This window comes from Synechococcus sp. MIT S9451, from assembly GCF_047304725.1.
Lineage (GTDB): Bacteria > Cyanobacteriota > Cyanobacteriia > PCC-6307 > Cyanobiaceae > Synechococcus_C.
Map to the genome: position 1 here is coordinate 97,864 of NZ_CP138971.1, position 23,601 is coordinate 121,464.

Annotated in this window: 26 protein-coding genes; 15 read left to right on the top strand and 11 right to left on the bottom strand. The window is 61.2% G+C overall.

Annotated features, from left to right (window positions below; translation table 11 throughout):
* Window positions 1–20: 20 nt before the first annotated feature.
* Genes SIB72_RS00620 through topA form a run of 3 tightly spaced genes read right to left on the bottom strand, consistent with a single transcriptional unit; the run spans window position 21 to window position 3,876 of the window.
* Window positions 21–686 (bottom strand): DUF2232 domain-containing protein, encoded by a 666-nt coding sequence (locus SIB72_RS00620; RefSeq protein WP_115119024.1) that lies wholly within the window; start codon window positions 684–686, stop codon window positions 21–23.
* A gap of 20 nt (window positions 687–706) precedes the next feature.
* Window positions 707–1,186 carry a hypothetical protein gene (locus SIB72_RS00625; protein WP_413744284.1) on the bottom strand — a complete coding sequence of 160 codons (480 nt, stop codon included), beginning with the start codon at window positions 1,184–1,186 and terminating at the stop codon, window positions 707–709.
* Window positions 1,186–3,876, bottom strand: coding sequence for a type I DNA topoisomerase (gene topA / locus SIB72_RS00630; RefSeq protein WP_413744285.1), 2,691 nt, complete (start codon window positions 3,874–3,876; stop codon window positions 1,186–1,188). The genes SIB72_RS00625 and topA overlap by 1 nt, the downstream gene beginning before the upstream one ends.
* Before the next feature lie 137 nt (window positions 3,877–4,013).
* Here topA and SIB72_RS00635 point away from each other — a divergent pair, with 137 nt between their 5' ends.
* The 3 genes from SIB72_RS00635 to SIB72_RS00645 all read left to right on the top strand — a co-directional run bounded on the left by SIB72_RS00635 (window position 4,014) and on the right by SIB72_RS00645 (window position 7,090).
* Complete coding sequence (locus tag SIB72_RS00635; protein ID WP_115119030.1) at window positions 4,014–5,585, top strand: NAD(P)H-quinone oxidoreductase subunit N; 1,572 nt, start codon at window positions 4,014–4,016, stop codon at window positions 5,583–5,585.
* Window positions 5,578–6,294, top strand: coding sequence for an ABC transporter ATP-binding protein (locus tag SIB72_RS00640; protein WP_115119032.1), 717 nt, complete (start codon window positions 5,578–5,580; stop codon window positions 6,292–6,294). The genes SIB72_RS00635 and SIB72_RS00640 overlap by 8 nt, the downstream gene beginning before the upstream one ends.
* A 61-nt stretch (window positions 6,295–6,355) precedes the next feature.
* Complete coding sequence (locus SIB72_RS00645; protein WP_115119034.1) at window positions 6,356–7,090, top strand: response regulator transcription factor; 735 nt, start codon at window positions 6,356–6,358, stop codon at window positions 7,088–7,090.
* On the opposite strand, the gene SIB72_RS00650 is transcribed toward SIB72_RS00645, so the two are convergent.
* The 5 genes from SIB72_RS00650 to SIB72_RS00670 form a co-directional block, all read right to left on the bottom strand.
* Window positions 7,056–8,051 (bottom strand): M23 family metallopeptidase, encoded by a 996-nt coding sequence (locus tag SIB72_RS00650; RefSeq protein ID WP_413744286.1) that lies wholly within the window; start codon window positions 8,049–8,051, stop codon window positions 7,056–7,058. The two genes, SIB72_RS00645 and SIB72_RS00650, sit on opposite strands and share 35 nt — an antisense overlap.
* Window positions 8,052–8,081: 30 nt before the next feature.
* The gene (locus SIB72_RS00655) at window positions 8,082–8,843 is read right to left on the bottom strand and encodes a biotin--[acetyl-CoA-carboxylase] ligase (protein ID WP_413744287.1); all 762 of its coding nucleotides are present in this window, start codon (window positions 8,841–8,843) and stop codon (window positions 8,082–8,084) included.
* The gene (locus tag SIB72_RS00660; RefSeq protein WP_115119040.1) at window positions 8,843–10,036 is read right to left on the bottom strand and encodes an aminotransferase class I/II-fold pyridoxal phosphate-dependent enzyme; all 1,194 of its coding nucleotides are present in this window, start codon (window positions 10,034–10,036) and stop codon (window positions 8,843–8,845) included. The genes SIB72_RS00655 and SIB72_RS00660 overlap by 1 nt, the downstream gene beginning before the upstream one ends.
* Complete coding sequence (gene trxA, locus SIB72_RS00665) at window positions 10,023–10,349, bottom strand: thioredoxin (RefSeq protein ID WP_115018493.1); 327 nt, start codon at window positions 10,347–10,349, stop codon at window positions 10,023–10,025. Before trxA ends, SIB72_RS00660 begins: the two co-directional genes overlap by 14 nt.
* 70 nt (window positions 10,350–10,419) lie before the next feature.
* On the bottom strand, window positions 10,420–11,190 hold the full coding sequence (locus tag SIB72_RS00670; protein WP_413744288.1) for a PspA/IM30 family protein: 771 nt from the start codon (window positions 11,188–11,190) through the stop codon (window positions 10,420–10,422).
* A gap of 105 nt (window positions 11,191–11,295) precedes the next feature.
* On the opposite strand from SIB72_RS00670, the gene SIB72_RS00675 reads away from it, so the two are divergent.
* Window positions 11,296–11,835: a DUF721 domain-containing protein gene (locus SIB72_RS00675; protein WP_413744289.1), complete on the top strand. Its 540-nt coding sequence runs from the start codon at window positions 11,296–11,298 to the stop codon at window positions 11,833–11,835.
* Here SIB72_RS00675 and SIB72_RS00680 read toward each other — a convergent pair.
* From SIB72_RS00680 to SIB72_RS00690, 3 genes are read right to left on the bottom strand one after another with little or no spacing between them, the layout of a single operon-like run.
* Window positions 11,829–13,679 carry an ArnT family glycosyltransferase gene (locus SIB72_RS00680; protein ID WP_413744290.1) on the bottom strand — a complete coding sequence of 617 codons (1,851 nt, stop codon included), beginning with the start codon at window positions 13,677–13,679 and terminating at the stop codon, window positions 11,829–11,831. The genes SIB72_RS00675 and SIB72_RS00680 overlap by 7 nt on opposite strands.
* Complete coding sequence (locus SIB72_RS00685; RefSeq protein WP_413744291.1) at window positions 13,679–14,767, bottom strand: glycosyltransferase; 1,089 nt, start codon at window positions 14,765–14,767, stop codon at window positions 13,679–13,681. The genes SIB72_RS00680 and SIB72_RS00685 overlap by 1 nt, the downstream gene beginning before the upstream one ends.
* A gap of 26 nt (window positions 14,768–14,793) precedes the next feature.
* Window positions 14,794–15,756, bottom strand: coding sequence for a DMT family transporter (locus tag SIB72_RS00690; protein ID WP_115119050.1), 963 nt, complete (start codon window positions 15,754–15,756; stop codon window positions 14,794–14,796).
* A gap of 53 nt (window positions 15,757–15,809) precedes the next feature.
* Here SIB72_RS00690 and sppA point away from each other — a divergent pair, with 53 nt between their 5' ends.
* From sppA to serS, 11 genes are all read left to right on the top strand, one after another.
* Window positions 15,810–16,619, top strand: coding sequence for a signal peptide peptidase SppA (sppA, locus tag SIB72_RS00695; protein ID WP_115119052.1), 810 nt, complete (start codon window positions 15,810–15,812; stop codon window positions 16,617–16,619).
* Window positions 16,616–17,011, top strand: a complete 396-nt coding sequence (aroH, locus tag SIB72_RS00700; RefSeq protein WP_115119055.1) for a chorismate mutase — start codon at window positions 16,616–16,618, stop codon at window positions 17,009–17,011. Before sppA ends, aroH begins: the two co-directional genes overlap by 4 nt.
* A 98-nt stretch (window positions 17,012–17,109) precedes the next feature.
* Window positions 17,110–17,745, top strand: a complete 636-nt coding sequence (locus SIB72_RS00705; protein WP_115119057.1) for a DUF2808 domain-containing protein — start codon at window positions 17,110–17,112, stop codon at window positions 17,743–17,745.
* A gap of 60 nt (window positions 17,746–17,805) precedes the next feature.
* Window positions 17,806–17,943, top strand: coding sequence for a 50S ribosomal protein L34 (gene rpmH / locus SIB72_RS00710; protein WP_115018477.1), 138 nt, complete (start codon window positions 17,806–17,808; stop codon window positions 17,941–17,943).
* A 31-nt stretch (window positions 17,944–17,974) separates the two neighbouring features.
* On the top strand, window positions 17,975–18,373 hold the full coding sequence (gene rnpA, locus SIB72_RS00715; protein WP_413744292.1) for a ribonuclease P protein component: 399 nt from the start codon (window positions 17,975–17,977) through the stop codon (window positions 18,371–18,373).
* Window positions 18,370–18,780 carry a PH domain-containing protein gene (locus tag SIB72_RS00720; RefSeq protein ID WP_115119061.1) on the top strand — a complete coding sequence of 137 codons (411 nt, stop codon included), beginning with the start codon at window positions 18,370–18,372 and terminating at the stop codon, window positions 18,778–18,780. Before rnpA ends, SIB72_RS00720 begins: the two co-directional genes overlap by 4 nt.
* A gap of 68 nt (window positions 18,781–18,848) precedes the next feature.
* Window positions 18,849–19,997, top strand: coding sequence for a membrane protein insertase YidC (gene yidC, locus SIB72_RS00725; RefSeq protein ID WP_115119063.1), 1,149 nt, complete (start codon window positions 18,849–18,851; stop codon window positions 19,995–19,997).
* The gene (locus tag SIB72_RS00730) at window positions 19,994–20,527 is read left to right on the top strand and encodes a YceD family protein (protein WP_115119065.1); all 534 of its coding nucleotides are present in this window, start codon (window positions 19,994–19,996) and stop codon (window positions 20,525–20,527) included. Before yidC ends, SIB72_RS00730 begins: the two co-directional genes overlap by 4 nt.
* A complete protein-coding gene (locus tag SIB72_RS00735; RefSeq protein WP_413744293.1) occupies window positions 20,520–22,034 on the top strand; it encodes an AAA family ATPase in 1,515 nt (504 codons plus the stop codon). The genes SIB72_RS00730 and SIB72_RS00735 overlap by 8 nt, the downstream gene beginning before the upstream one ends.
* 81 nt (window positions 22,035–22,115) lie before the next feature.
* Complete coding sequence (locus SIB72_RS00740; protein WP_170953791.1) at window positions 22,116–22,277, top strand: hypothetical protein; 162 nt, start codon at window positions 22,116–22,118, stop codon at window positions 22,275–22,277.
* A gap of 41 nt (window positions 22,278–22,318) precedes the next feature.
* The gene (serS, locus tag SIB72_RS00745; RefSeq protein ID WP_413744294.1) at window positions 22,319–23,596 is read left to right on the top strand and encodes a serine--tRNA ligase; all 1,278 of its coding nucleotides are present in this window, start codon (window positions 22,319–22,321) and stop codon (window positions 23,594–23,596) included.
* Window positions 23,597–23,601 lie beyond the last annotated feature (5 nt).

Consider the following 23,601-nt stretch of genomic DNA (forward strand, 5'->3'; position numbering starts at 1 on the left):
GCAGAGGAAGGAGGTCTGCTTCAGAGAGGGTCAAGGGCAACCAGGCCCTCTAGCGCCTTCGGAGGCGATGGAACAGGAGCCTTCAGACGCGGAAAGATCCAATACGACAGAGCGTGCAGGGCAAGCACATAGATGAGCTGCTGCAGCATCACCAGGCCCAGCGCCATCAACTGCACCTGCTCGAGATCGGGGGAAAGGGTGACGCGCAGAGGTAAATGCAACAGCACCAGGACATTGTTGAGGGTGCTGATCAGGCCATTGAGCATGTTGTCACCAGCCCGGGTAATCACCACCCAGAGGTTCTCTCCCACCAGCAGCGACAACACCACGACCCTCACCAGAAAACCGGCTGCACCGAGCAGGGTTCCCAGGCCCCAGCTCAGCCACCAGCTCAGACCCCGAAGCCAGCACCAACCCAGCCAAAGCGAGAGCAATCCGTAGGGGAAGAGGATCAAAGGCCCGCGCACGGGACCCATCAGAGCCACCAGAAGCAGCACCGCCAAAACCACGCCCTCCAGGCCGGCCTTCCAGCCTCGTCGCAGCAGCAAAAGCGCCAGCGGCAGGGGCAGCGCCAGCCTGAACAGCGCCCCACCAACGGGCAAGTAATAGAGCGCCAGCCAAATCAGGCCTGCGGTAGCGGCCAGATAGGAGGTCTCCATCACCCGCAAAGCCTGGCGACGGCTCATGCCATGACCGACAGGCCGGCTCAAGGTTTCGCTCCTCGGCGATCCGGGGTCACCTGCAGGGTGGCAGGGGGCTGAATGCGCTCGATCCTCTCCACTTCAAATTCAATGCCGGCCTCCCGCAGGGACCTGGTCACCACTTCAGCCGGAGCGGAAGGATCCGCCGCTGACAGTCGAATCGTGATCCTGTAAGGCTGAGGAGTCGCTGGCTTGGGGCGCGCCTGGCTCACCACCGCTCGGGACGGCACCGCAGTGGCTGGCTTGTCATCCTTGCTATCCGCAGAAGCCCCCTCCGCTGGCGTTGACTTCAACGGCTGGGGACGGGGCTTCTGCGGTGATGGCTCGCCGCTAGATGCAGAGGTTGAAGGCACCGACGCGGTGCCGGCAGCGGGTGTGGACGGTGCATCAAAACTGTCTGCAAGCTTCTGGCCAACAGGGTTATTCCCGCAGGCCTGCAGGAGCATGATCGCCACCATCAAGAGGCCAGAACGGGCCTGGACCATCAGGCATCTCCAGGCTTGATCACGCGCACGGCACTGGCGCGGAGCCGACCCGTTTTGGTGGTCGCCGGTGGCTTCTTGGCCGCCGGCTTCTTAGCAGCAGCCTTTTTGGTGGTCGTCGTTTTGCGTCGGGAGGTCTTTTTGGCCGCGGCCTTGGCCTCCAGCAGTTCAACGGCATCCTCCAGGGTGATGTCGTCAGCCCCCTTCCCCTCCGGCAAGGAGGCATTCACTTTGCCCTGTTTCACATAAAGGCCATAGGGACCGTCGTACACCTGGATGGATTCATCACTGCCCTTGGGCTTGCCGAGATCTTTGAGAGCGGTGCGACCTCCACGCCCACGCTTGGGCATGGCCAGCAGTTCGAGAGCCCGACTCAGGCCCACGCTCAGCACATCGTCCTCCCCCTTGAGCGAGCGGTAATCCTTCTCTCCCTTGCCCTTGTCCCACACCACATAGGGTCCGAAACGCCCGAGGCCAGCTTGCACCTTGCCACCATCCGAATGCTCGCCAAGCAGCCGGGGGAGGCGCAGCAACCCAAGCGCATCGTCTAAGGAGAGGTCCTCGGGCTTCACACCCTTGGGAAGCGAAGCCCTCTTGGGTTTGGGATTCTCATCGCTCACCTGGCCGCGCTGGACATAGGGGCCGTACTGACCAAACAGCAAATAAACCAAATCGCCGGTCTCAGGATCCTCACCCAGGGCTTCAGGCCCATCGGCCTTCTGCTTGAGGATGAGTTCAGCCTTCTCGGCATCGAGGTCAGCAGGAGTGATTTCCAGCGGCAGCGTTGCTTTGAGCAACTCCTCCTCGCCATCCTCCCCAACACGCTTGGCCTCGAGATAGGCCCCAAAACGTCCGATGCGCACCACACAGGGCAGACCCTCGAGATCCACCGTGCGTGAGGTCCCGGAATCGATGTCTCCTTCCCGTTGCTGGACGAGGTTCTCAAGGCCCTTTTCGCCCTTGTAGAACCCATCGAGATAAGGCAACCACTGCACCTTGCCGTGGGAAATCTCATCCAGAGTGTTTTCCATCCGAGCCGTGAAGCCAGGGTCCACCAAATCGGGGAAATGCTCCTCAAGAAGAGCCGTCACAGCAAAGGCAGTGAAGCTGGGGGTGAGGGCATTGCTCTGCAGGCTGGCGTAACCGCGGTCAACAATCGTGCCGATGATGCTGGCGTAGGTGGACGGACGGCCAATCCCTTCTTTCTCAAGCATCTTCACGAGGGATGCCTCGCTGAATCGAGCCGGCGGCTGGGTCTGGTGACCGAGTGCCTCCACCTCCTGAGGACTTGGGGCATCACCACTTTTCAGTGCAGGCAGCAGCACTTCCTGCCCCTCAAGGGCCGCATCCGGGTCATCGCTGCCTTCGACGTAAGCGCGGAAGAAGCCTGGGAAATCAATCCGTTTGCCGTTCGCCCGGAAGCGGGCTTCGCCAACCGCAAGCTCAACAGCCATCATCGTGAGCCGCGCTTCAGCCATCTGACTGGCAACGGTGCGCTTCCAGATCAGTTCGTAGAGCGAAAGATCCCGCCCCTCAAGTCCCGTTTCAGACGGAGAGCGAAAGCTTTCGCCGGCCGGGCGGATCGCTTCGTGAGCCTCCTGGGCATTCCGAGCCTTGGTACTGAACTGACGTGCTGCCTTGCTGAGGTATTCCGTGCCGTAGCGGGATTCAACACAGCTGCGAGCAGCCGTAATTGCCTGTTCGGATAGGTGCACCGAGTCGGTGCGCATGTAGGTGATGAACCCTCGTTCGTAGAGCCCCTGCGCGCAGCGCATGGTTTCCCGTGCGGAAAGCCGCAGTTTGCGGTTCGCCTCTTGCTGCAGGGTGCTGGTGGTAAAGGGCGGAACAGGGCGCCGCACCGTCGGCTTCTCCTCCACCGCCTCGACACACCAGTCACCACTGCGCAGTTGGTCGGCCAGGAGACGGGCCTCGTCTTCACTGAGCAGACGAACGGCACTGCCCTTTTTCAGGGCCCCTGTGCTCTCATCAAAATCGTTACCGGTGGCAATCTTCTGACCACCGAGATGGCTGAGTTTGGCATCAAAACTGCTGCCGGAATGGCTGAGCCTTGCTTTGAGGTCCCAATAACTGCCACTGCGGAACGCTCTTCTAGCCCGTTCACGCTGCACGAGAAGGCGAACAGCCACCGACTGCACCCTGCCGGCGGAAAGCCCCCAAGCCACTTTCTTCCAAAGGAGGGGGGAAAGGGTATAGCCGACAAGGCGATCGAGGATCCGGCGAGTTTCCTGGGCATGCACAAGCTCCATATCGAGCTCTCGTGTGTCATCCAGAGCCCGGGAGATGGCCTCTTTGGTGATCTCGTGGAACACCATGCGCTTGACAGGCACCTTGGGCGACAGAAGTTCGAGCAGGTGCCAGCTAATGCTTTCCCCTTCCCGGTCTTCATCAGTCGCCAAGAGGAGCTGATCCGCCCCCTTCAGCGCGTCCTTCAACTCGCGCACCACCTTCTTCTTGTCCTTCGGAACCACATAGAGGGGTTCGAAGTCGGATTCAGTGTTGACACCGAGGTTGGCCCATTTCTGCCCTTTTTGGGCCGCTGGGATCTCGCTTGCGTTGTTGGGGAGGTCGCGCACATGACCCATCGAGGCCTCAACCCGGTAGCCCTTGGGGAGGAAACCACGGATGGTTCGGGCCTTGGTGGGGCTCTCGACGATGACCAGGGTGTTCGCCACAGGCGGGAGGTAACCGTTCCCTTCTTTATCGCACCGTCGAACCAACTGCAGCGAATGGACAGGTTTTCATGGCCTCAAGCAGGTCGATCCGGCAGCGCGGCTACAGTCATCCGAACAGGTCTGATCCCGCGAGCGCCATGCCCGAGTTGGGTGCACTGCTTCTCTCCACCCAGGCCATGCCCGCGCCGGGCGAATTGCTGAATCTGGCGCTAAATGCCGGAGCCATTGCCCCGGAGGGGGCAGTGCTGCTGGCCATGCTGGCCACCCTTCTGGTGGACCTGGCTGGTGAACGCGTCGCCATCCGTTGGGTCCCTCCCATCTGCTACCTAGGCCTTGGTGCTGCCCTTGTGCTGCTGGCCCTGCAGTGGAATGCACCTCTGGAGCCCTCTTTCCTCGGGGCCTTTCTCTCCGACCGACTGGCCATCGCCTTCAGGGCGGTGGTGGCGATGTCCACCTTGCTTTCATTGCTGATCAGTTGGAGATACGCAGAAAAGAGCGGTACGCCCGTTGGTGAATACGCCGCCATCCTCCTAGCGGCAACCTTGGGAGGCATGCTCCTCTGCGGTGCCACCGATCTAGTGAGCGTATTCGTCTCGCTGGAAACCCTCTCAGTCGCTAGTTATTTGCTCTCGGGCTACATGAAGCGGGACGCCCGCAGCTCGGAAGCGGCGTTGAAATATTTGCTGGTCGGTTCAGCCGCTGCGGCCGTGTTCCTTTACGGCGCGTCCCTGCTGTATGGCCTGAGCGGCTCCACCAGCCTCGAAACCATCGGTCTTGCTCTGATCGATAGTCCATCGCCTTTGGCAGCCCTTGCCCTGGTGTTCGTGCTGGCAACAGTGGCGTTCAAAATTGCTGCTGTGCCTTTCCACCAGTGGACGCCTGATGTGTACGAAGGCTCACCAACTCCGGTGGTGGCCTTCCTCTCGGTGGGGTCCAAGGCAGCAGGTTTTGCCCTTGCACTGCGCATCCTCGTGGGCTGTTTCGGCTCCTTCGATACCCAGTGGAAGCTGCTGTTCACAGTCTTAGCCCTGCTGAGCATGACCCTCGGCAACGTGGTGGCGCTGGCCCAGACCTCGATGAAGCGCATGCTGGCCTACAGCTCGATCGGCCAGGCAGGCTTCGTGATGATCGGCCTGGTGTGTGGCACCGAAGAAGGCTTTGCCGCCATGGTCCTTTACATGGCTGCCTACCTGTTCATGAATCTGGGCGCCTTTGCCTGCATCATCCTTTTCTCCATCCGTACCGGTAGTGATCGAATCTCCGACTACGCCGGTCTTTACCAAAAGGATCCCCTGATCACGCTCGGACTGAGCCTCTGCCTGCTCTCTCTGGGAGGGATCCCGCCGATGCTTGGCTTCTTCGGCAAGATTTACCTCTTCTTCGCCGGCTGGGCCGATCACCAGTATCTCCTGGTGGTGGTTGGCCTGATCACCTCCGTGGTGTCGATTTACTACTACATCGGGGTGATCAAGATGATGGTGGTCAAGGAGCCCCAAGAGGCCTCTGACGTGGTCAAGGATTATCCAGAGGTGACTTGGAACACCATCGGCCTACCCCCACTCCGCTTCGCCCTGGTGACTTGCGTGATTGTCACTGCAGTGGGAGGCATTCTTTCCGATCCGATCTTCCGCTGGGCCAATAGTGCCGTTGACGGCACTCCGCTGCTGCAGCAGGCAATCGCCATCGCTAGTCAGAAAGCGATTGGCTGAGCCCTCCACCGCTGACCCCGGCCATCCAGTCGCCCGTCTGACGGGCGTGAAAAAGATCTACGGCCAGGGTGCAACTGAAGTGAGGGCCCTTGATGGCCTTGATCTCACCGTTCAACAAGGCGATTACCTGGCTGTGATGGGCGCCAGCGGATCCGGCAAGAGCACGGCGATGAACATTCTCGGCTGTCTCGATCGCCCCAGCACAGGTGAATATCTGCTGAACGGCGTTGCAGTGGAACAGCTTGATGATGACCATCTCGCCGATCTGCGCAATCAGCAACTGGGGTTCGTGTTTCAGCAGTTCCATCTGCTCCCGCACGCCACGGCCATGGAGAACGTCATGCTTCCCATGGTGTATGCCGGGGTGCCAGCAGCAGAACGGCGCCGTCGAGCTGCCGAGGCCCTTGACCGTGTCGGGCTAGCGGAACGACTGGAGAACCGTCCCAACCAGCTTTCTGGTGGCCAGCAGCAGAGGGTTGCCATCGCCAGGTCGATCATCAACCAACCGGCCTTACTGCTTGCGGATGAACCCACAGGAGCTCTCGACTCCCGCACCACCGAGGACGTGCTTGATCTCTTCGATGACCTGCACAGCCAGGGCATCACCCTTGTGCTTGTCACGCATGAGGATGAGGTTGCTGCCCGCGCCGAAACCGTGGCCTTCTTCCGAGATGGCCGTGTGGACAACATCTCCAGGAATCAGCAATAACTGAGAATTCGGTCAGGGCTTCTCAGCCTGTTTAACTTGGGGAGAGGCGCCTGCAGCCTGCATGCCAGACCCGTCAACACCACGTCTGCGCGTCCTCGTGGTGGACGACGAAGCCAAGCTCACCGAACTGCTTCAGCTTGAACTGGATGTCGAGGGCTATGACGTCGATATCGCCTGTGATGGAGCGTCCGGCCTGGTGAAGGCACGGTCCGAACCGGCCCCTGATTTGATTGTTCTCGACTGGAACCTGCCCGACTTCTCCGGTGTGGACATCTGTCAGCGCATCCGGCGAAGTGGCGTCACCATCCCGATCCTGATGCTGACGGGCCACGACGACATCGCCGATCGCGTCACAGCTCTGGATGCCGGGGTTGATGACTACCTGATCAAACCCTTCTCGATCGAGGAACTGATGGCTCGCCTGAGGGCGATGCAACGCCGGGCCCAGACCTTCTCTGGAGGGGGGCAGGGGCGAGAGCCGGTGGTCCTCACAATGAGTGATCTAAGGATCGACACCAGCACCCGCGATGTCAGCCGCGGCGACCGGCAAATTCAATTGTCCGTCAAGGAATACGATCTGCTTCTGTTCCTGATGCGTGCCGACGGCAAGGTTCTGGAACGTGCGGAGATTATGCGCGGCGTCTGGGGCGACAACTTCTACGGCGACGACAATTTGCTCGACGTCTACATCCGCTATCTACGCCAAAAGATTGAAGCGCCTGAATTACCGGCACTGATCCACACCGTGCGAGGTGTGGGATTCATCCTTCGGGACGCCTCGAGTCAGGAGACCTGAGGCTGTCCAGCAGCTGGCCCACCAGCATTGCTACGGCATCGCCACCCTCACCGGTGAGGGGATTGAGGTCCATATCGCCAGGATCGGTGGCCACCCATCCAGAGCCATGGGGCTTGCGCAACTCGAAATGCAGATGGGGTCCGGTGCTGATGCCCGTGCTTCCCACCCGGCCGATCACCTCACCCTGCCGCACCCGGTCCCCGCTCTTGACATAGAGCTCAGACAGATGGCCATAAAGGGTGCGCCGTTTCGGATTGGCATGCTCCAGCTCCACCGCGATGCCATAGCCACCAGCCAGGCCGCTACTGGCGACGCTGCCAGACAGGGCTGCCACCACAGGCGTGCCCTCAGGGGCTGCTAGATCCCTGCCAGCGTGCATCAACCACTCACCAAAAACTGGATGCATGCGCCAACCGAACTCGCTGGTGGTGATCGCGGAACCGATGATCGGGAAGAGCAAGCGACGATCACCGTTCCCCACAAGCGGCAAGGGTCTCGGGGTGACAGAAAACACCGATTCGAGTCGAAAACCGCTGCCTCCGAGCAGGGCAGACACTGGCACGGTGATCGGAGGCAGGGGACGGCCATCCCTGCCCCGCCGCAGCGTGGTGGGCAAGCCAGCGCCACCTCTCTCGCGCCAAGCAATTCGCGCCGCCAGTCGGCGACCGGCCCCGCCCCGGATCGCGACCCCTGAAGCACACTCCTGACGGGACAGGGCCCCACTGCGACAGGCTTGCTGAAAACGCGGAACATCAATCGGCAGTCCCGGGGCATCACCCTCGAGCTCACGGCGTTCAGCAGGTGTAATCACCTGATTGCGCTCGAGATTTTCGAGCGAATGATCAAAGCGCAGAGGGGATTGCGGCGCAGGCAGATTCGCAGGAGGCCGCACTGGGCCAGAAGGATGAAGGGGCACCCCAGCGGGAACAGTCAGCAGCCAGGCAGCCGCGAGCCAACGCACAGCCCAACTCCAATTGTGTTCAGCAAGACTTTAGAGATCCGCAACAGGGGCATCGTTCCAACGAGTCCAGGTGTTCGTCCGGGTTCCCTGACGCAAACGCAGAGCACCATCCTCCGCTAGCCCCTCAATGGTCCAGCTTTCCCCACTGCGGGGATCCTGCACCTGTCGCGTCCACAACCGCATCTCAGTCGCATGGCAGACCCGCTCGGGGTCTGCCACCAGGGAGACAGCATGGTCTAGAGCCGCCAGCACCTCCGCCGTCCAGTGGAGCTGCTGAAGTCTTTGAACAACAGGAATCTCCGTTAATGCAATGCCGCCAGGCGGCACCGCATTAACGACATTGAGACCCACACCGACTCGAGCCAAACGAACCTTGCTGCCGCGGACGACCATGCGTGGCAAGACACCTGCGAGTTTGCGGTCCTGCACCAAGAGATCATTGGGCCATTTGATCAGCACAGCCACACCGGAGGCCTCCAAGCGCTCCGCCAGCGCCACCGCCACCGCAAGCCCCAAGATCCCTGGCGCCGTGCAAGGCGCTGACCAGGGCAATGCGGCGCTGAGCCAGACACCTCCAGGAGGCGACTGCCAGCGACGCCCCCACTGACCCTGGCCCAAGGTTTGACGACGGGCAATGACGGCCCGGGGGAGCACTCCGTCCCAAGGATGCAAACGCAACCAGTCGCTCAAAACCTGCTCTGTGCTCGCACACACAGGCAAACAACGCAACTGCCAAGGCGGAGCCCCGCTTTGTCTGCGCAGCCGAGCCAGGGAAGCACCCCCAGTTGGCATCAACACTGCTGGCGCCACCAGGGTTCTAAGCGAGCAACCGCGGCTTCCAGCTCTTCCACCGGCCTGACCAACGCAAGTCGCAGCCAATTCAAACCGGCATCGCCAAACCCCGACCCAGGCGTGAGTGCCAGTCCGGTGTGCTCCAGCAAGGCCGCGGCCAGTTGCTCGTCATCCCAATCGGAGGCAGAGGCCCAATCGGGTAGCGGCAGCCATAGGTAGAGAGCCATCGACGGGCAAGGGGCCTGCCAGCCAAGGCGAGTGAGGGCAGCCAGTGTTCGATCCCGACGTTCGCGGTACACAGGCAAAATCTGCTGAGGCCAGTCAGGGGCTTGAGACAGGGCTGCGATCGCGCCCTGCTGCAAGGCGAGCGACTGATTGAAATCGACCACACCCTTGAGCTGGCGCAATGCCGTGATCAACGGCTCAGCACCAACGGCGAAGGCCAGCCGGAAACCTCCCATGCACCAACCCTTCGAAAGGGAGAAGAACTCAATACCTCGCTCACGCCATCCATGCGTGCGCAGCAGAGCCGGAGCCTCACCGTCCAGAGCCAGATCCACGTAGGGATTGTCATGGGCGAAGACCAAATCATGACGTTTGGCGCGGTCCATCCCCTCGTCCAACCAGGCCTGCTCACCCACTTGAGCGGTGGGATTGTGGGGAAAGCCCATCACCATCAGCCGCAACTGGTCCCAGCTGCTGGCGTTGAGACTGTCGAAACAGGGGCGCCACTGCTGTTCAACGCGCAGAGGGAGAGAGCGAATCACCGCATCGGCGAGCAACAGGCCACCGCGATGGGAGGGATAACAGGGATCAAGGATCAGTCCGGCATCTCCAGGATTGAGAACAGCCAAAGGGAGGTGGGCTGTTCCCTCCTGGGAGCCGACCAAGAGAAGCACTTCCCGGTCGGGATCCACCGTCACATCAAAACGGTGGGCACACCAATCGACCACCGCTTCTCGCAGTGGACGCGTGCCCGCATGCAGGCAATACGTGGCACTTCCAGGGAGTTCCAGGGCCGAAGCCATGGCGTTGATCGCTACCGCTGGCGGATCCAAATCCGTGGAGCCCAGCGAGAGATCCACGAGAGGTTGGTGACCTTCGGCTGCACTCGTGCGATAACGCTGCTTGCGCTGATCGTTGCGATCGAAAACGCCGCTTCCGAGGCGTTTCAGTCGTTTAGAGGTGAGCATCCAGGAAGGCCTGCAGTTGGGGCTTGGCAATCGCTCCCTCCTGACGGGCGACTTCCTTGCCATCCCGGAAAAGGATCAGACTGGGAATGCCCTGCACCTGATAAGCGTCTCGGGTGACGGGATTGCTATCCACCTCCATCTTGCCGACTAGCAACCTGTCGGCATAGGTCTCAGCAGCCCAGTCCATCAGGGGAGCCATCAGGCGGCATGGGCCGCACCAGGGAGCCCAAAAATCCACCAACACAGTGGATGTTGCCTGCAACACCTCTGAAGCGAACGTTGCATCGGTGTAGTCAGACACGGCTTGGCCCACTGCAGCTTGTAAAACGCCCCCCGATCCTATGAATCAAGGCGGGGGGTTGGGCAGAGATCAAGGCTGAGGTTCAGAGTTTGTCGATCGATTTCTTCAGTTCTTCAAGGTCGGCATCCACCTCAGACACCTTCACTGGCTTGACCTCTGGCGCCTCTCCGGCTGGCAAAGCCACGGCCTCAGGACCGCCGGCAAGCTGCTGGCGCAGGCTGGCCAATTCGTCGTCCACATCGTTACCGCCTTCCAGGGCCATGAACTGACTTTCGAGGTCAGCACCAGCCAGTTCTGCAGCCGCCTGGCTGCTGGCCTCCATCGCCTCCACCTTGTCTTCCATGCGCTCGAAAGCCGCCATGGCGGAGTTGGTGCCGAGGGTGCCGACGGCGTTCTGGAGCTGCTGCTGGGCCTGCGCCGCCTGGGCACGAGCCTTGAGCATGTCTTTCTTGGTTCGGGCCTCGGCGATCTTGCCTTCAAGTGCGACCAGGCTCTTCTTGAGGGTCTCCACCTGAACGTCCTGGCCCTTCACCTGAGATGACAGAGAGGTCGCTGTCTCCTGGAACGTCTTGCGACGGGTCAGTGCTTCCCGTGCCAGGTCATCCTCACCCTTCTTCAGCGCCAATTCAGCACGCTCGTACCAGGTGCGGGCCTGAGCCTCAGACTGTTCAGCCTGATTGCGGAGTCGCTTCTGGCTGGCGATCGCCATTGCCACGGCCTGGCGCAACTTGACCAGATCCGCCTGCATGTCAACGACGGACTGGTCGAGGATCTTGACCGGGTCTTCCATGCTGCTCACCGCAGCATTGGCATTGGAACGGACCAAGCGGCTCAGCCGATCGAAGAAACCCATGGGTGGAGGTCAGCACAGAAGGGCAGCAGCTGGAGGCTAGCGAGACAGCCACGTCATCCCACCTACGATCCACAAACCACAGCACGGACCAGGACGGCAACGGCGATGGCACGGGCCCCAAAATCCCAGCGTCGCCCTTTCGGCAAAGGGGAACTGCTGCAACCACCGCCGCCCGCCCCGGCCCAGTCCCTCAGCGCCTGCCTGGAGAGATTGCGAAGCCAGTGGCGACGTGACGGCTCAATGGCGGCCATCTGGCAAGACTGGCCCAAATTGGCTGGCGCACAACTGGCGCCCCATTGCCGGCCGCTCAATCTTCAGGGCGACGTTCTGATCGTGGGAGCCAGCCACCCGCAATGGCGCCAAGCCCTGCTCTATAGCCGACCCCAGCTGCTGGCCTCCCTGCGGGCTGCAGGCCATGCCATTAAGGATCTCCGCATCCAACAGCACCACAGCCAGCCAAGACCAGACCTGGAAAGCGAAGCAGCAGTCTGGGCCCGTCATCCCAGCCGCATTGATGTCCACGGCATGGAGACCTGTCCCCGCTGCGGGCGCCCCTCGCCAGCAGGTGAGATGGCCCTCTGGGGCCATTGCGGCTTCTGCAGACGAAGCGAACTGGCAGCCATCACCCCGACGGACTCTCAGTAGCGCTCAGGTCTGGGCTCCCGCCAGTCAGGGGTCACGCCTTGCTGACGCAACTGCATGGCTCGGGCCTCCAGACGGCGGCGATCCACTCGCCAGAGCCGATAAATGCCATGGCTCGCCAGCTTCTGCGGTTGCAGTGCCTGCCAATGCTCCGACTCACTCGTCCGACCATCGATCACCACAAGGGCTGTGGGCTGCTCTTCCACACTCGAGCCGCGAAAACCGCGACGGGACATCTCGGAGCGGAATCGATCAACGACATTGACCAAGGCCGCCTCAGAAATCCCCTCAAAAATTACCACCTGATCGGTATAAAAGTGCAGCGATGGCTTCATGGCTCCAACCATCGCCAGTGGTTCCACACCGACGGATTGACGTTCGCGCACGATCGCTTCGGCCACCTGGCGAACGGGGACCTGTCGCACCCTGTCTCCCAACAGCATCATTGGGACCAAAGCCACAAGCTGAAACACCACCAGGGGCCCCTGCATGGCCAACAGCCTTCCAGGCTGGGGGCGCCACCACAGCCAGGCACCAAGCACCACAGCGACACTGAGGCACACCGCAGCCCTCAGCACGAAGCCGCTGGCCAGCAGCTCAGCGGGGAGGGTAGGCATCTCCGGATCATCGATGAGGGGCACCCAGAGACCTGCACCCCAAAGCCCCGCCGCCAACACCAAGGCCAGGAGCACCGATCCCAGCCAGCACCAGCTCTGGGCACGACGCGATCGACTGGGATCCGGGAGCAGAGCCAGGGCGATCAACAAGCCTGCAGCAGGAGTGGCCGGCAGCCAATAACTCGGCAGTTTGGTGGCGGCAGTGGTGAACAACAGGAACACCGCCAGCAACCAGCAGGCCGCGAACATCTGGAGGCTCTGATCAGGTGTCGAAGGTGGGCGTCGACGCACCAGCCCCTGCACCACCTGAGTGAGGCCAAGCAGCACGAGGGGGGTGAACGGCAATGCGGCGATCAGCAGCACCGGAACAAAAAACCACCAGGGCTGCAGATGACTGTTCACCACAGAGGTGAACCGCTGAAAATTGTGGTATCCAAAAAAGCTGTCCCAGAACGGCTGGCCCTCCACTAGCAACTCCAGGGCATACCAAGGGAGGCTGATCAGGGCAGTGATTGCGAGACCCGGCAATGGACGGAGCTCACACCAAAGTGCTCCGAGATTGCGGCGGGCCAGCCCAAACAACACCAGTGAGATACCGCTGAGCACCACGGCCACAGGGCCCTTCGTCAGCACGGCTAGGCCGAGCACAATCCAGGCGAGCCACCACCGACGCCCTCCCGAGGCATGACAGCGCCATTGACAGAGAAGGCTGATGGCAAGAGTGCCCGATAGCAACCCATCACTGACGGCGGTGCGGCTCCAAAGCAACACCAGAGGTGAAAGAACGAAGGCAAGGGCGGCCGCAAGGGCTGTGCGACGTGGGGTGAAATCGTTGCTCTGCGGAAAGCGCAGCAACGTGTCAGCCAGCATCAGCAACGTGCCCAGCGTGCCGAGAGCGGACGGCAAACGACCGGCCCAAGTCCCTAAGGGATCCCACTCCGACTGGCCTGGGAGGGAGTACCCCAATCCCATCAACCAATACACGAGGGGAGGCTTGTCATAGCGAGGCAGTCCATTGACACGGGGAGTGAGCCAATCACCGGTGCGAGCCATCGCCCGTCCAGCCGCCGCAAATAACGGTGGAGTTTCATCCACCAAGCCATTGCCTCCGAGCTGCCAGAAGCAGATCAACAGACCAACAACAAGCACCAACAGCAGCCCGCGACGTCGCTGACGCGGCGTCAGATGGGGGGAAGCGACGGTGGCCACGGCCTCAGGGGAGCTGGTCATCAGGAGATGCTGCCATCCTCGGTCTCTAGACCTGCCCTGATCCAGGCCTCCACACGCTCAGCGAAGACGTCCTGACTGGCATGGGTCTCGACCCAGCGTCGGCAGGCAAGACGCTCAAGGCTGGCTACACGCACGGTTGCCTGCCGAAGCGCATCCACGTCATCGGGCGGAACCAGTAGGCCGGTCAGACCATGCTGAACGAGTTCACCAGGTCCACCGCGGTTGTAGGCCACCACAGGCACACCGCAGGCCATGGCTTCCACCACCACATTGCCGTAGGCCTCATTCCATTTCGGTGTATTGATCAAAGCCCTGCAGCACCCAAGCTCTTTCTGCAAGGCGTCGGTGGGAAGGAAGCCACGCCAATGAATGGTGCCTGGTGGGACCCCGGCCTCAACGCGCTTGGCGTAGGCCTCGTCTTCACGCATCCCCCAGACCCACAGCGGCTCACCCAACGCTGCGGCTACGGCAGCCGCATCCTCAAGACCTTTTTCGGGAGCAACCCGACCAGCCCAACCGAGTGGGCCATCGGCACCGGATTGGAATTGATAAGCGCTGAGATCGAAACCATTGCCGACCACTCTGGGGGGGGCGGGCAATGAAAAATCTGATGCTTGGGCCTGGGTATGAAAGGCGAGACGACGCTGATCCCAGCAGGCGAGAGCAGCAATCTGCTCGTCCATCACTGTGGACACTGATCCCATGCTCACCAAGTGAAAGAGAGCCTGAGGCACCTGCGGAGTGAGCCAGAGCGGCAGCCAGTCGTAGCCGAAATTCAGCACTGCATCCGCCTCATGCCCCAGGGCTAAGGCCCTCTGCCACAGTCGCGGCAGCAGACCATCAGGGGGAATCACCACAGCTGCTTGGCGCTCAAGGTGCTGCCAGCTCGGCTGATCTACGCCAACCACGGACTCAAGGCGAAGGTCCTGATCGACAACGGGGGGGGCGGAACCCTGCCCTGCCACCAAAGTCAAGCGGTGCCCCCGCTCCAGAAGGCCACGCACCAAAGACGCCAAAGTGAGCTCCACGCCACCACCTCGACCACTGCCGAGGTAACCGATCGGTGTACTGACTAAGACCAGATCCATCGGGCGGCACGATCTCTCCTTGCTGGTCATCCTCCAGACCCTCCGGCTGCTCCAATCACCGCCGAGGGCCCGTGCTCCCACCAGCGCCGACGCATGCTCACGAGCACCACAGAGAGCAGGACCAACACAACACCGACCCATTGCAGCGGCGCCAACCTTTCAGCCAGCCACACACCCCCGGAGGCAAGCGCAAACAGCGGGGTGAGGAATCCGAGGCTGGAGAAAGCGGTGAGTTCACGATGGGTGGCAAACCAGAAGAACAATCCGTAGGCCACAGCACTGCCCAGCAGGCTGGCGTAGGCCATCAAGAACCACTGGCCTGAGCCCCATTCAGGGACAAGGGGATAGGCCGGATCCGCAAGATGCCAAACCAGCAAGGGCAGTCCTCCCAACACCATGTGCCACCCGGTCACACTGACGGGATGACTGGCGCTACAGGCATAGCGACTGATGACCGTCCCCAAAGCCATGGCCACTGCCGCGGCCAGCATCCAGGCAGTACCGCCCTCCCAAAGACCAGAGAAGGGAACGGCGTCTCCCAGCAGCCACCAGTGACGCAGCAGATCGGTGGGAACCCCAAGGCAAACAATCCCCGCCAGGCCCAGCATCAAACCGAACCAACCCACCGGATTGATCGCTTCGGCGAACAGGCTTCGGGCCAGAAGCGCCACCATCAGGGGCTGGGAGTCGATCAGAACAGAGCCAAGGCCGGCGCCTGTTTCCCGCAACCCTCGCGCCAAACAGAACTGGAACAGAGTGGCATCAATCAGCGTGAACACAACGAACCAGATCCGGTCCTGAGGTGCAATCCTCCATGACGCACCCAACGCTGGCAGCGCCAGAAGCAGGGCAATACCCGCCGGCACCAGGCGCAAAGCCGCCACCAACTCCGGGCCACCGGATTCGAGCAATGGAGCCATCGCCGCCATGGCTGTTCCCCAGAGCGCGAAGGGCAACACCATCAGCAGCCCGAGGCGAATCGACACCATGGCGGCAGATCACAGGCTCCTTTTTAAGATCTGATCGATAACGACTGACGAATATGGTCTGGCCCTGGCGCCGCAAATCCCGGCGACGGATGGCACGCATCACCATCGAAGGGGCGATTGCGTCACCCACCCGCAAACGGGTTCTCAAGGCACTACGGGAGGTGGAGCAACGGGAATTCCCGGCTCTGCTACTCCGCATCGACAGTCCCGGCGGCACCGTCGGTGACAGTCAGGAGATCCATGCGGCCTTATTGCGACTGCGCGACAAGGGCTGCCATGTGGTGGCCAGTTTTGGCAACATCTCCGCTTCGGGCGGGGTGTATGTCGGCGTCGCAGCCGAGAAAATCGTTTCCAACCCGGGCACGATCACCGGATCCATCGGCGTGATTCTGCGGGGTAACAACCTCTCCAAACTGCTCGAGCGGATCGGGGTCCGGTTTGAAACGGTCAAGAGTGGTACCTACAAGGACATCCTCTCCCCTGACCGAGCCTTGACGGCGGAGGAAAGGGAGTTGCTGCAGGCCTTAATCGACAGCAGCTATGACCAATTCGTGGAGGCGGTTGCGACAGGCCGGGGGCTCAGTACCGAAGCAGTGCGTCAGTTCGCTGATGGCAGAGTTTTCAGTGGAGCCCAGGCAAAAGAGCTTGGCCTTGTGGATGAACTGGGCGATGAGGAACGCGCTCGTGCTCTCGCCGTGGAATTGGCCGATCTGGACGAGAACTGCAAGCCTGTCACCCTTGGCAAACCAAAGAAACAGCTGCTGGCCCGACTGCCAGGTAGCAGCCTGGTCAACAGGCTGAGCGACATGCTTGAGACAGAGCTGTCCCATTGCGGCCAGGCCCTCTGGCTCTATCGCCCATGACCCGCCCTTCGATCGCCAACGGACTGGCCCTACGGGGATTGCGGGGGGCCACAACCTGTGGTGACAACAGCGTCGAGGCCATCGAAGTGGCCGTGCATGAGTTGGTCACCTGCCTCGTCGAGCGAAACGCCCTGGAAGCGGACCGAATTGTGTCGGTGACGTTTTCGGTCACCACCGATCTCGATGCCTGTTTTCCAGCAGCGATTGCCCGACGCCAGCAGGGATGGGACGAGGTGGCACTGCTCGATTGCCAACAAATGGCTGTTCAAGGCGACCTCAAACGCTGCATCCGGCTCCTCGCCCACGTTTGGCTGCCAGCCGAGCAAAGCCCTTGTCATGCCTACCTTGGCGAGGCCTCTCGGCTGCGGCCAGACAGATCTGGTTACAACTGACAGCTCGAACGCCGGCCCAGGCTCTTCCGATCTTCCTCACTCTCCAAGACAATCAGGACACAAGTCATGCCGATGGCCGATGCCATCGTCTTCACGAGATGTCTGATCCCACCCCTAACTCCTGTGTCCAGAGACTGCGTCGGTTCGGTCTCACCGGCGGCATGGTCGGAAGGGTCACCCTGACCGGATTACTGGGGGCAGCATCCCTCATCCCAACCCTGCCTCCCAGCGAAGTGCAGGCCCAGGCCACCCCTGCACTGCTGGAGTTTCGCTGGGAGGACAACAAGGACTACAAGAAGCTCTATTACTGGCAAAGCTCCACCCGCCCACTCGACAGGGCCAGGTACTACCTGATGCTCCGCCCCAAGGACCGCAAAAATGCAATTCTGAAACTGACCATCACGGTGCCGGATTATTTCGACGCCAAGATCAAGCCTTCAGGGCTCAAACTCTGCAAGATGAAGCTGGGGGGAATGCTCTCCAGGAGCCAATGCGAGGAGACTCTGCCCGCGGTGTTTGAAGTGAACGAAAAGCAAACGGCCATCGAGGTCTTCCCAGACGTGCCGGTTCCCACCGGGGGCACCTATGCCGTGGTCATGAAAATCTTCAACCCAAGCAGCGGCGGCATGTTCCAATTCAATGCCTTGGCACAAGCTCCTGGCGACGTGCCGGTATCTGGTTACCTCGGAAGCTGGAGCATCGACATCGACAACAGCGGAGCCAACGGCTTCTGAGCGGTCATCCCAACTGATAAATTATCGAATTGACGACAGGCCGGGCGCCGAAATTCCATCATGACGAAACGAACTCTCGGTGGCACCAGCCGCAAACGCAAGCGCGTTTCCGGGTTCCGCGTGCGCATGCGCACCCACACTGGTCGTCGTGTGATCCGCACCCGCCGCAAACGCGGGCGCTCTCGTCTGGCTGTCTGATTCAACGGCTCACCTCGCTCAGCATTTACCGATGGTCCTGCCGACACCGATGCGTCTGCGGGGCCATCGCTGTTTTGATCGCTTGCATCGCGACGGCCGACGTCTGAACAGCACACACATGCTTTTACGGATTGTCGATGCCAGGCCGAACTTGCTGAGGCCCTTCATCGCCTCTGCCGAGAACGCCTCCCCCCAATCCCGTCGATGCCGATGCGGTGTGGTGATCAGCAGCAAGGTGAGTAAACGCTCCGTTGTGCGGAACCGTCTACGCCGCCAACTTCACAGCCACCTGCGCAAGCGGCTGGAGACCAAACCAGAGCTAGGACGCCACTGGCTTCTCCTCAGCATCAAGCCCGGAGCGGTCGAATCGGGGGCTCCGTTGCTGGAAGAATGCGACAGATTGCTCACAGACGCGGGACTGCTTCCATGACAACCACCATTCAGGAAGACACCTTCTATGAAGGTGGGCCTGCTATTGGCGATCTGATCTTCAACCTGCTGCTTGGGCTAACCCTGATCGGCATTCCATTCGCAGTCGGAGCCATTGTCCGCGCACTGTGGTTGCGCTTCCAGATCACCAGCCGTCGTGTTTCCGTGAGCGGTGGCTGGAAGGGAAAAGACCGCAGTCAAGTGGTCTATAGCCAGATCCGTGAATTGCGTTGCGTTCCCCGCGGCTTCGGAGCATGGGGCGACATGGTTCTGGTGCTCTCTGACGGTTCCCGCCTGGAAATGCGCTCGGTGCCCAACTTCCGCGCCACTGAGGCCTACATCCTCGAGCGAATCGACCAGCGTTCAGCCAGCAAAGACGAGAGTGAGTCCAAAGGCTTCGCTGCCTGATCCCCCACCCTCCTCCTGCCTGTTGCACACTGGCAGTGCTTCTCTGACCCCTCTTCAGGACCTTCATCGTGATCGGATACATCTCCGACAACCTGCTGATTCCAATCCTCGATTTCTTCTATGGATTGGTGCCCAGCTACGGCCTGGCGATCGTGGCGCTCACTGTTGTGATCCGCCTGGCGCTGTTTCCCCTCAGTGCCGGCTCCATCCGCAGTGCTCGACGCATGCGCATCGCCCAGCCAGTGATGCAGAAACGGCAAGCCGATATCAAATCCCGCTTCGCCAACAATCCCCAGAAACAGCAGGAAGAGCTCCAGAAGCTGATGAAGGAGTTCGGCAGTCCCCTGGCGGGATGCCTCCCCCTGCTCGTGCAGATGCCGATCCTGTTCGCACTGTTCGCCACCCTGCGGGGGTCACCGTTTGCAGATGTGCCTTACACCTTCAATCTGAAGGTGCTTCCCGCAGATCAAATTGCTGCGGTTGAACCCAAACCGTTCAACACCGCAAGCCACTCGATCTTCATTACCGAAACCGATCATGTTCCCGTGATCGGAAGCCTTCCTGGCGGGACCAAACTCGGAGCTGGCGACAGCGCCAAGATTCAGCTGCAGACCAAGACGGGCGAAAGCTTCAGCCAGGTCTTGAGCGGAGTGAGTGATGGCCAGAAATTCCAACCTGATTGGTCCGTCACCAAAGGGGATGGGGTGGTATCTGTCGCCGCTGACGGCACGATCAAAGCCATCACGCCTGGTGATGCCACTGTCGAGGGCAAGATCCCAGGCATCGCCGCTCGCAGCGGCTTCCTGTTTATTAAGGCTCTTGGCCAGGTTGGCTTCTACACCGATGGAGCCGTCAACTGGGATATCGCCATTCTGGTCGGTGGCTTTGGCTTGAGCCTGTTTGCCTCCCAGCTGCTGTCTGGCATGGGGATGCCTGCCAATCCACAACAGAGCACCGCGAACAAAATCACTCCTGTGATGATTACCGGCATGTTCTTGTTCTTCCCTCTGCCAGCGGGGGTGCTGCTCTACATGGTGATCGCCAATATTTTCCAAGCAGGTCAGACCTTCCTGCTCACCCGAGAGGCTCTTCCTGACAACCTTCAGACGATCCTTGATGACCAGATGAAGCAGAAGAAAACAGCTGGCGCAACCGCCGGTGCGGGTGGCCAGGGGGGATCAAGGCTTCCCTTCGAACCTCGTGGTGGAAGCAAATGATTCCAGGGCTTGAGCCCGTTCCGCTTCGAGACCTCCAAACCCTGGCGACCGCCAGGGTTTGGCCTGTGGAAGGTCAACTCGACGATCTCCCCTCCCTCACCCCAGTGCGTGGCGAGGTGAAGGCCGAGCATCGGGGCAACCTGCTGGAGGTCAGCGGGTCTCTGAGCACGATCATCAGCCTGTGCTGCGATCGCTGCCTAGGCCAGTTCAACCAACAACTCACTGTTCAAACGGAAGAACTGATCTGGCTCGGAGATGGGCAGTCGGTCGAAGCACTCAGCGGAGCAGAACTGGATGCCGACGGCCCGGACGGTCTGATCGAGAGTCTCGACCCCCGTGGCAGCTTCGAACCCGAACGCTGGGTGTTTGAACAGCTCAGCCTTCAGCTTTCTGTCGTCAATCGCTGCGGCGACGCTTGCCCAGGGCCTCCAAAACCGGCGAAGTCCACCGCAACGGCCACGGCCTCAGACCCAGTTGATCCTCGCTGGAAGTCCTTGCAACAGCTTCGGGAGAACAACAGCAATGCTTGAGCTTTGGAGTGATCAGCTCGACCTGCTGATCCGTGCTGGCACCCCACTGATCTGGATCCGAAGTCCCGAAGAAGAGCGCGTCGAGACCCTGCTCAACAAGGCCGTGACCCGCCTTGGCAATCGTCGACTCGCCACCTGGAACTTCATCGATGGTCTCGGAGGAGTGCTCAACAATGATGGGGTGGGGGCTCGTCAGCCGATGGCCATCCTCCAGTGGTTGCAGGAGCTAGAAAGCAGCAACCCGACGCTGCTCCTGCTTAAAGACTTCCATCGCTTCTGTGAGGACCCTGGGGTCGCGCGGATGCTGCGCAACCTCACCACCCGTCTGCGCGAACAACCCCACACCCTGGTGCTCTGCTCCGGTGCTTGGTCTCCACCAGAAGAACTGGAGGAATCAATCACCCTGCTGGACCTTCCCCTACCGCGTGAGCAAGAGATCCGCCCACTGCTCCAGTCGATTGCCCAGGCGAGTGGCACCCCGTTGGATGGAGAGGTGCTGGAAGAACTCACCCATGCCTGCAGCGGCCTCAGCGAGGCGAGGGTGCGCCACGTCGCAGCCAGAGCCCTGGCGCAACGCGGCGCCCTCAGCCGCCATGACCTGGCCGATGTGCTGGAGGAAAAACGGCGTGCTCTCGCCCGCAGTGAAGTGCTCGAGTATTGCCATACCAACGCGGACCCAGCCGACATTGGAGGGCTCGATGCGCTTAAACATTGGCTAAACCAGCGCCATCAGGCGTTCTCCGATGAAGCACGCAGCTTCGGCCTACCCCTACCCCGGGGCGTGCTGTTGGTGGGCCCCCAGGGCACTGGAAAATCGCTGACCGCCAGGGCTGTCGCCCATAGCTGGTCGATGCCGCTGCTGCGTCTGGATGTGGGGCGTCTGTTCGCAGGTCTGGTGGGAGCCAGTGAGGCGCGCACCCGGGAAACGATCCAACGAGCCGAGGCGATGGCCCCGTGCGTGCTTTGGATTGATGAGATCGACAAAGGATTTGGAGGGGATGCCCGCAGCGACGGCGGCACCAGTCAGCGCGTGCTGGCCACCGTGCTCACCTGGATGGCAGAAAAACGCTCCGCAGTGTTTGTAGTAGCGACGGCCAATGCCGTCGATCGCCTACCGGCAGAACTACTGCGCAAGGGGCGGTTCGATGAGATCTTCCTGCTCGATCTGCCTGCCCCAGCGGAACGGGAGAGCATCCTTTCGCTGCACGTGACAAGGCGGCGACCGGGCATTTCCCTTCCCCTAGGAACCGTCGTGGGGCGAACCGAGGGCTATTCAGGGGCCGAATTGGAACAAACAGTGATCGAAGCGATGCACCTGGCCTTCGCCGAGCGCCGAGAACTGAACGAAAGCGATCTGATCAAGGCAGCCACTCAGTTGGTCCCCCTCTCCCGCACGGCCCGAGAGCAGCTAGAAGCTCTCAAGCGCTGGGCAAGCAGCGGCAGGGCCAGAGCCGCCAGCAGCAGCCACTCGCCCTCCACCCGTATTACGCCAAATGAAGAACTCTGACGCGGCGTAAAGAGCCCTGGCTGGGATCGGGGCAAGCCGTTGCACCCTCCTTAGCGTCGCTTCAATACAAAGGGAGCAGGCGTGAACCGATTCAGCGATCTCACCACCCAATTGGCTGTCGCATGTCTCGGTGCCGGTGTGATTACCACCGTCGCAGTCGCTCAGGGCCAGAACCCCCTCACAGCCCTAGGAATCACGCTGTTCTCCGCCGTCGCAGCCGTGATGATTGGCCAGGTGCTCTAAGCACCAGCGCCTAGGCTGCCGGCGCCGCGATCCAAACCGCCGTGCTTGATCAGCGCCTGGTGCGTGACAACCCCGATTTCATTGCCCAACAACTTGGGCGCAGAGGGTTGGATGTCGACCTCACCGGCCTGCAGTTGATCGCCAACCAGCAACGTGATCTCGAGGAACGACGAAGCTCCCTTCAAGCAGAAGGCAACACTGTTGGTAAACAGGTTGGCTTGAAGATCAAAGGTGGTGCTGACCCGAAGGGCAGTGAAGTCGCCGAGTTGCGCCACAGGGGCAACACCATCAAGCAGCAGGTTGCCGTACTCGAGGAGGAGGAGAAACAGCTGTCCTCAAAGCTGCGCGAGCAACTCCTGAGCTTCCCGAACCTGCCGTCTGTTGACTGTCCCGAGGGACGGAGCGAAGCCGATAACAAGGAAGTGCGTCGCTGGGGTGAGCCCCGCAAAGCCGAGGGCCTTGAGGAGCATTGGCAGATCGCCGATCGACTTGGCCTGCTCGAGACAGAGCGCTCTGTGCGGATCGCCCAGAGTCGCTTCGTCACCCTGATGGGCCAGGGCGCAAGGCTCGAGCGGGCACTGATCAATTTCATGCTCGACCTGCACTGCAGCAAGGGGTACAAGGAAGTGCTGCCGCCGGTGCTCGTGAATAGCGACAGCCTGCAGGGATCGGGTCAGCTACCCAAATTCGCCGAAGAAAGCTTCCGTTGCGCCGACGACGACCTCTGGCTGACACCCACCGCCGAAGTTCCGGTGACCTCGCTCCATCGCGACGAAATCATTCCGGCTGATCTACTCCCTGTCCGCTACGTGGCCTACAGCCCCTGTTTCCGCCGAGAGGCCGGTAGCTACGGCCGGGACACGCGTGGGCTGATCCGCCTGCACCAGTTCAACAAAGTGGAGTTGTATTGGTTCAGCCATCCCGATCAATCAGACCAGGCCCACGCGCAGATCACCGCCGATGCCGAAGCGGTGCTCCAGGCCCTTGATTTGCCCTATCGGGTGCTTGACCTCTGCACCGGCGATATCGGCTTCTCCGCTGCGCGCACCTACGACCTGGAGGTCTGGCTGGCCGGGGCAGGGGCCTACCGCGAGATCTCAAGCTGCAGTGTGTGCGGCGACTTCCAGGCTCGCCGCTCCTCGATCCGCACCAAAGAGGGCAAGGCCACACGCTTGGTGCACACCCTCAATGGCAGTGGCCTGGCCATCGGCCGCACGATGGCGGCTGTACTGGAAAACGGCCAACAAGCCGATGGCAGCGTGCTTCTTCCAGAAGCTTTGGCGCCCTACTTCGGCGCCGACCGTCTCCAGCCAGAATGACGATC

Excerpts from the sequence above, each read along its gene's own strand:
- SIB72_RS00620 (WP_115119024.1), bottom strand. The coding sequence starts at position 686 with ATGAGCCGTCGCCAGGCTTTGCGGGTGATGGAGACCTCCTATCTGGCC.
- SIB72_RS00625 (WP_413744284.1), bottom strand. The coding sequence starts at position 1,186 with ATGGTCCAGGCCCGTTCTGGCCTCTTGATGGTGGCGATCATGCTCCTG.
- SIB72_RS00635 (WP_115119030.1), top strand. The coding sequence starts at position 4,014 with ATGCCCGAGTTGGGTGCACTGCTTCTCTCCACCCAGGCCATGCCCGCG.
- SIB72_RS00645 (WP_115119034.1), top strand. The coding sequence starts at position 6,356 with ATGCCAGACCCGTCAACACCACGTCTGCGCGTCCTCGTGGTGGACGAC.
- SIB72_RS00655 (WP_413744287.1), bottom strand. The coding sequence starts at position 8,843 with ATGCCAACTGGGGGTGCTTCCCTGGCTCGGCTGCGCAGACAAAGCGGG.
- SIB72_RS00660 (WP_115119040.1), bottom strand. The coding sequence starts at position 10,036 with ATGCTCACCTCTAAACGACTGAAACGCCTCGGAAGCGGCGTTTTCGAT.
- SIB72_RS00670 (WP_413744288.1), bottom strand. The coding sequence starts at position 11,190 with ATGGGTTTCTTCGATCGGCTGAGCCGCTTGGTCCGTTCCAATGCCAAT.
- SIB72_RS00675 (WP_413744289.1), top strand. The coding sequence starts at position 11,296 with ATGGCACGGGCCCCAAAATCCCAGCGTCGCCCTTTCGGCAAAGGGGAA.
- SIB72_RS00680 (WP_413744290.1), bottom strand. The coding sequence starts at position 13,679 with ATGACCAGCTCCCCTGAGGCCGTGGCCACCGTCGCTTCCCCCCATCTG.
- SIB72_RS00685 (WP_413744291.1), bottom strand. The coding sequence starts at position 14,767 with ATGGATCTGGTCTTAGTCAGTACACCGATCGGTTACCTCGGCAGTGGT.
- SIB72_RS00690 (WP_115119050.1), bottom strand. The coding sequence starts at position 15,756 with ATGGTGTCGATTCGCCTCGGGCTGCTGATGGTGTTGCCCTTCGCGCTC.
- sppA (WP_115119052.1), top strand. The coding sequence starts at position 15,810 with ATGGTCTGGCCCTGGCGCCGCAAATCCCGGCGACGGATGGCACGCATC.
- aroH (WP_115119055.1), top strand. The coding sequence starts at position 16,616 with ATGACCCGCCCTTCGATCGCCAACGGACTGGCCCTACGGGGATTGCGG.
- SIB72_RS00705 (WP_115119057.1), top strand. The coding sequence starts at position 17,110 with ATGTCTGATCCCACCCCTAACTCCTGTGTCCAGAGACTGCGTCGGTTC.
- rpmH (WP_115018477.1), top strand. The coding sequence starts at position 17,806 with ATGACGAAACGAACTCTCGGTGGCACCAGCCGCAAACGCAAGCGCGTT.
- rnpA (WP_413744292.1), top strand. The coding sequence starts at position 17,975 with ATGGTCCTGCCGACACCGATGCGTCTGCGGGGCCATCGCTGTTTTGAT.
- SIB72_RS00720 (WP_115119061.1), top strand. The coding sequence starts at position 18,370 with ATGACAACCACCATTCAGGAAGACACCTTCTATGAAGGTGGGCCTGCT.
- SIB72_RS00730 (WP_115119065.1), top strand. The coding sequence starts at position 19,994 with ATGATTCCAGGGCTTGAGCCCGTTCCGCTTCGAGACCTCCAAACCCTG.
- SIB72_RS00735 (WP_413744293.1), top strand. The coding sequence starts at position 20,520 with ATGCTTGAGCTTTGGAGTGATCAGCTCGACCTGCTGATCCGTGCTGGC.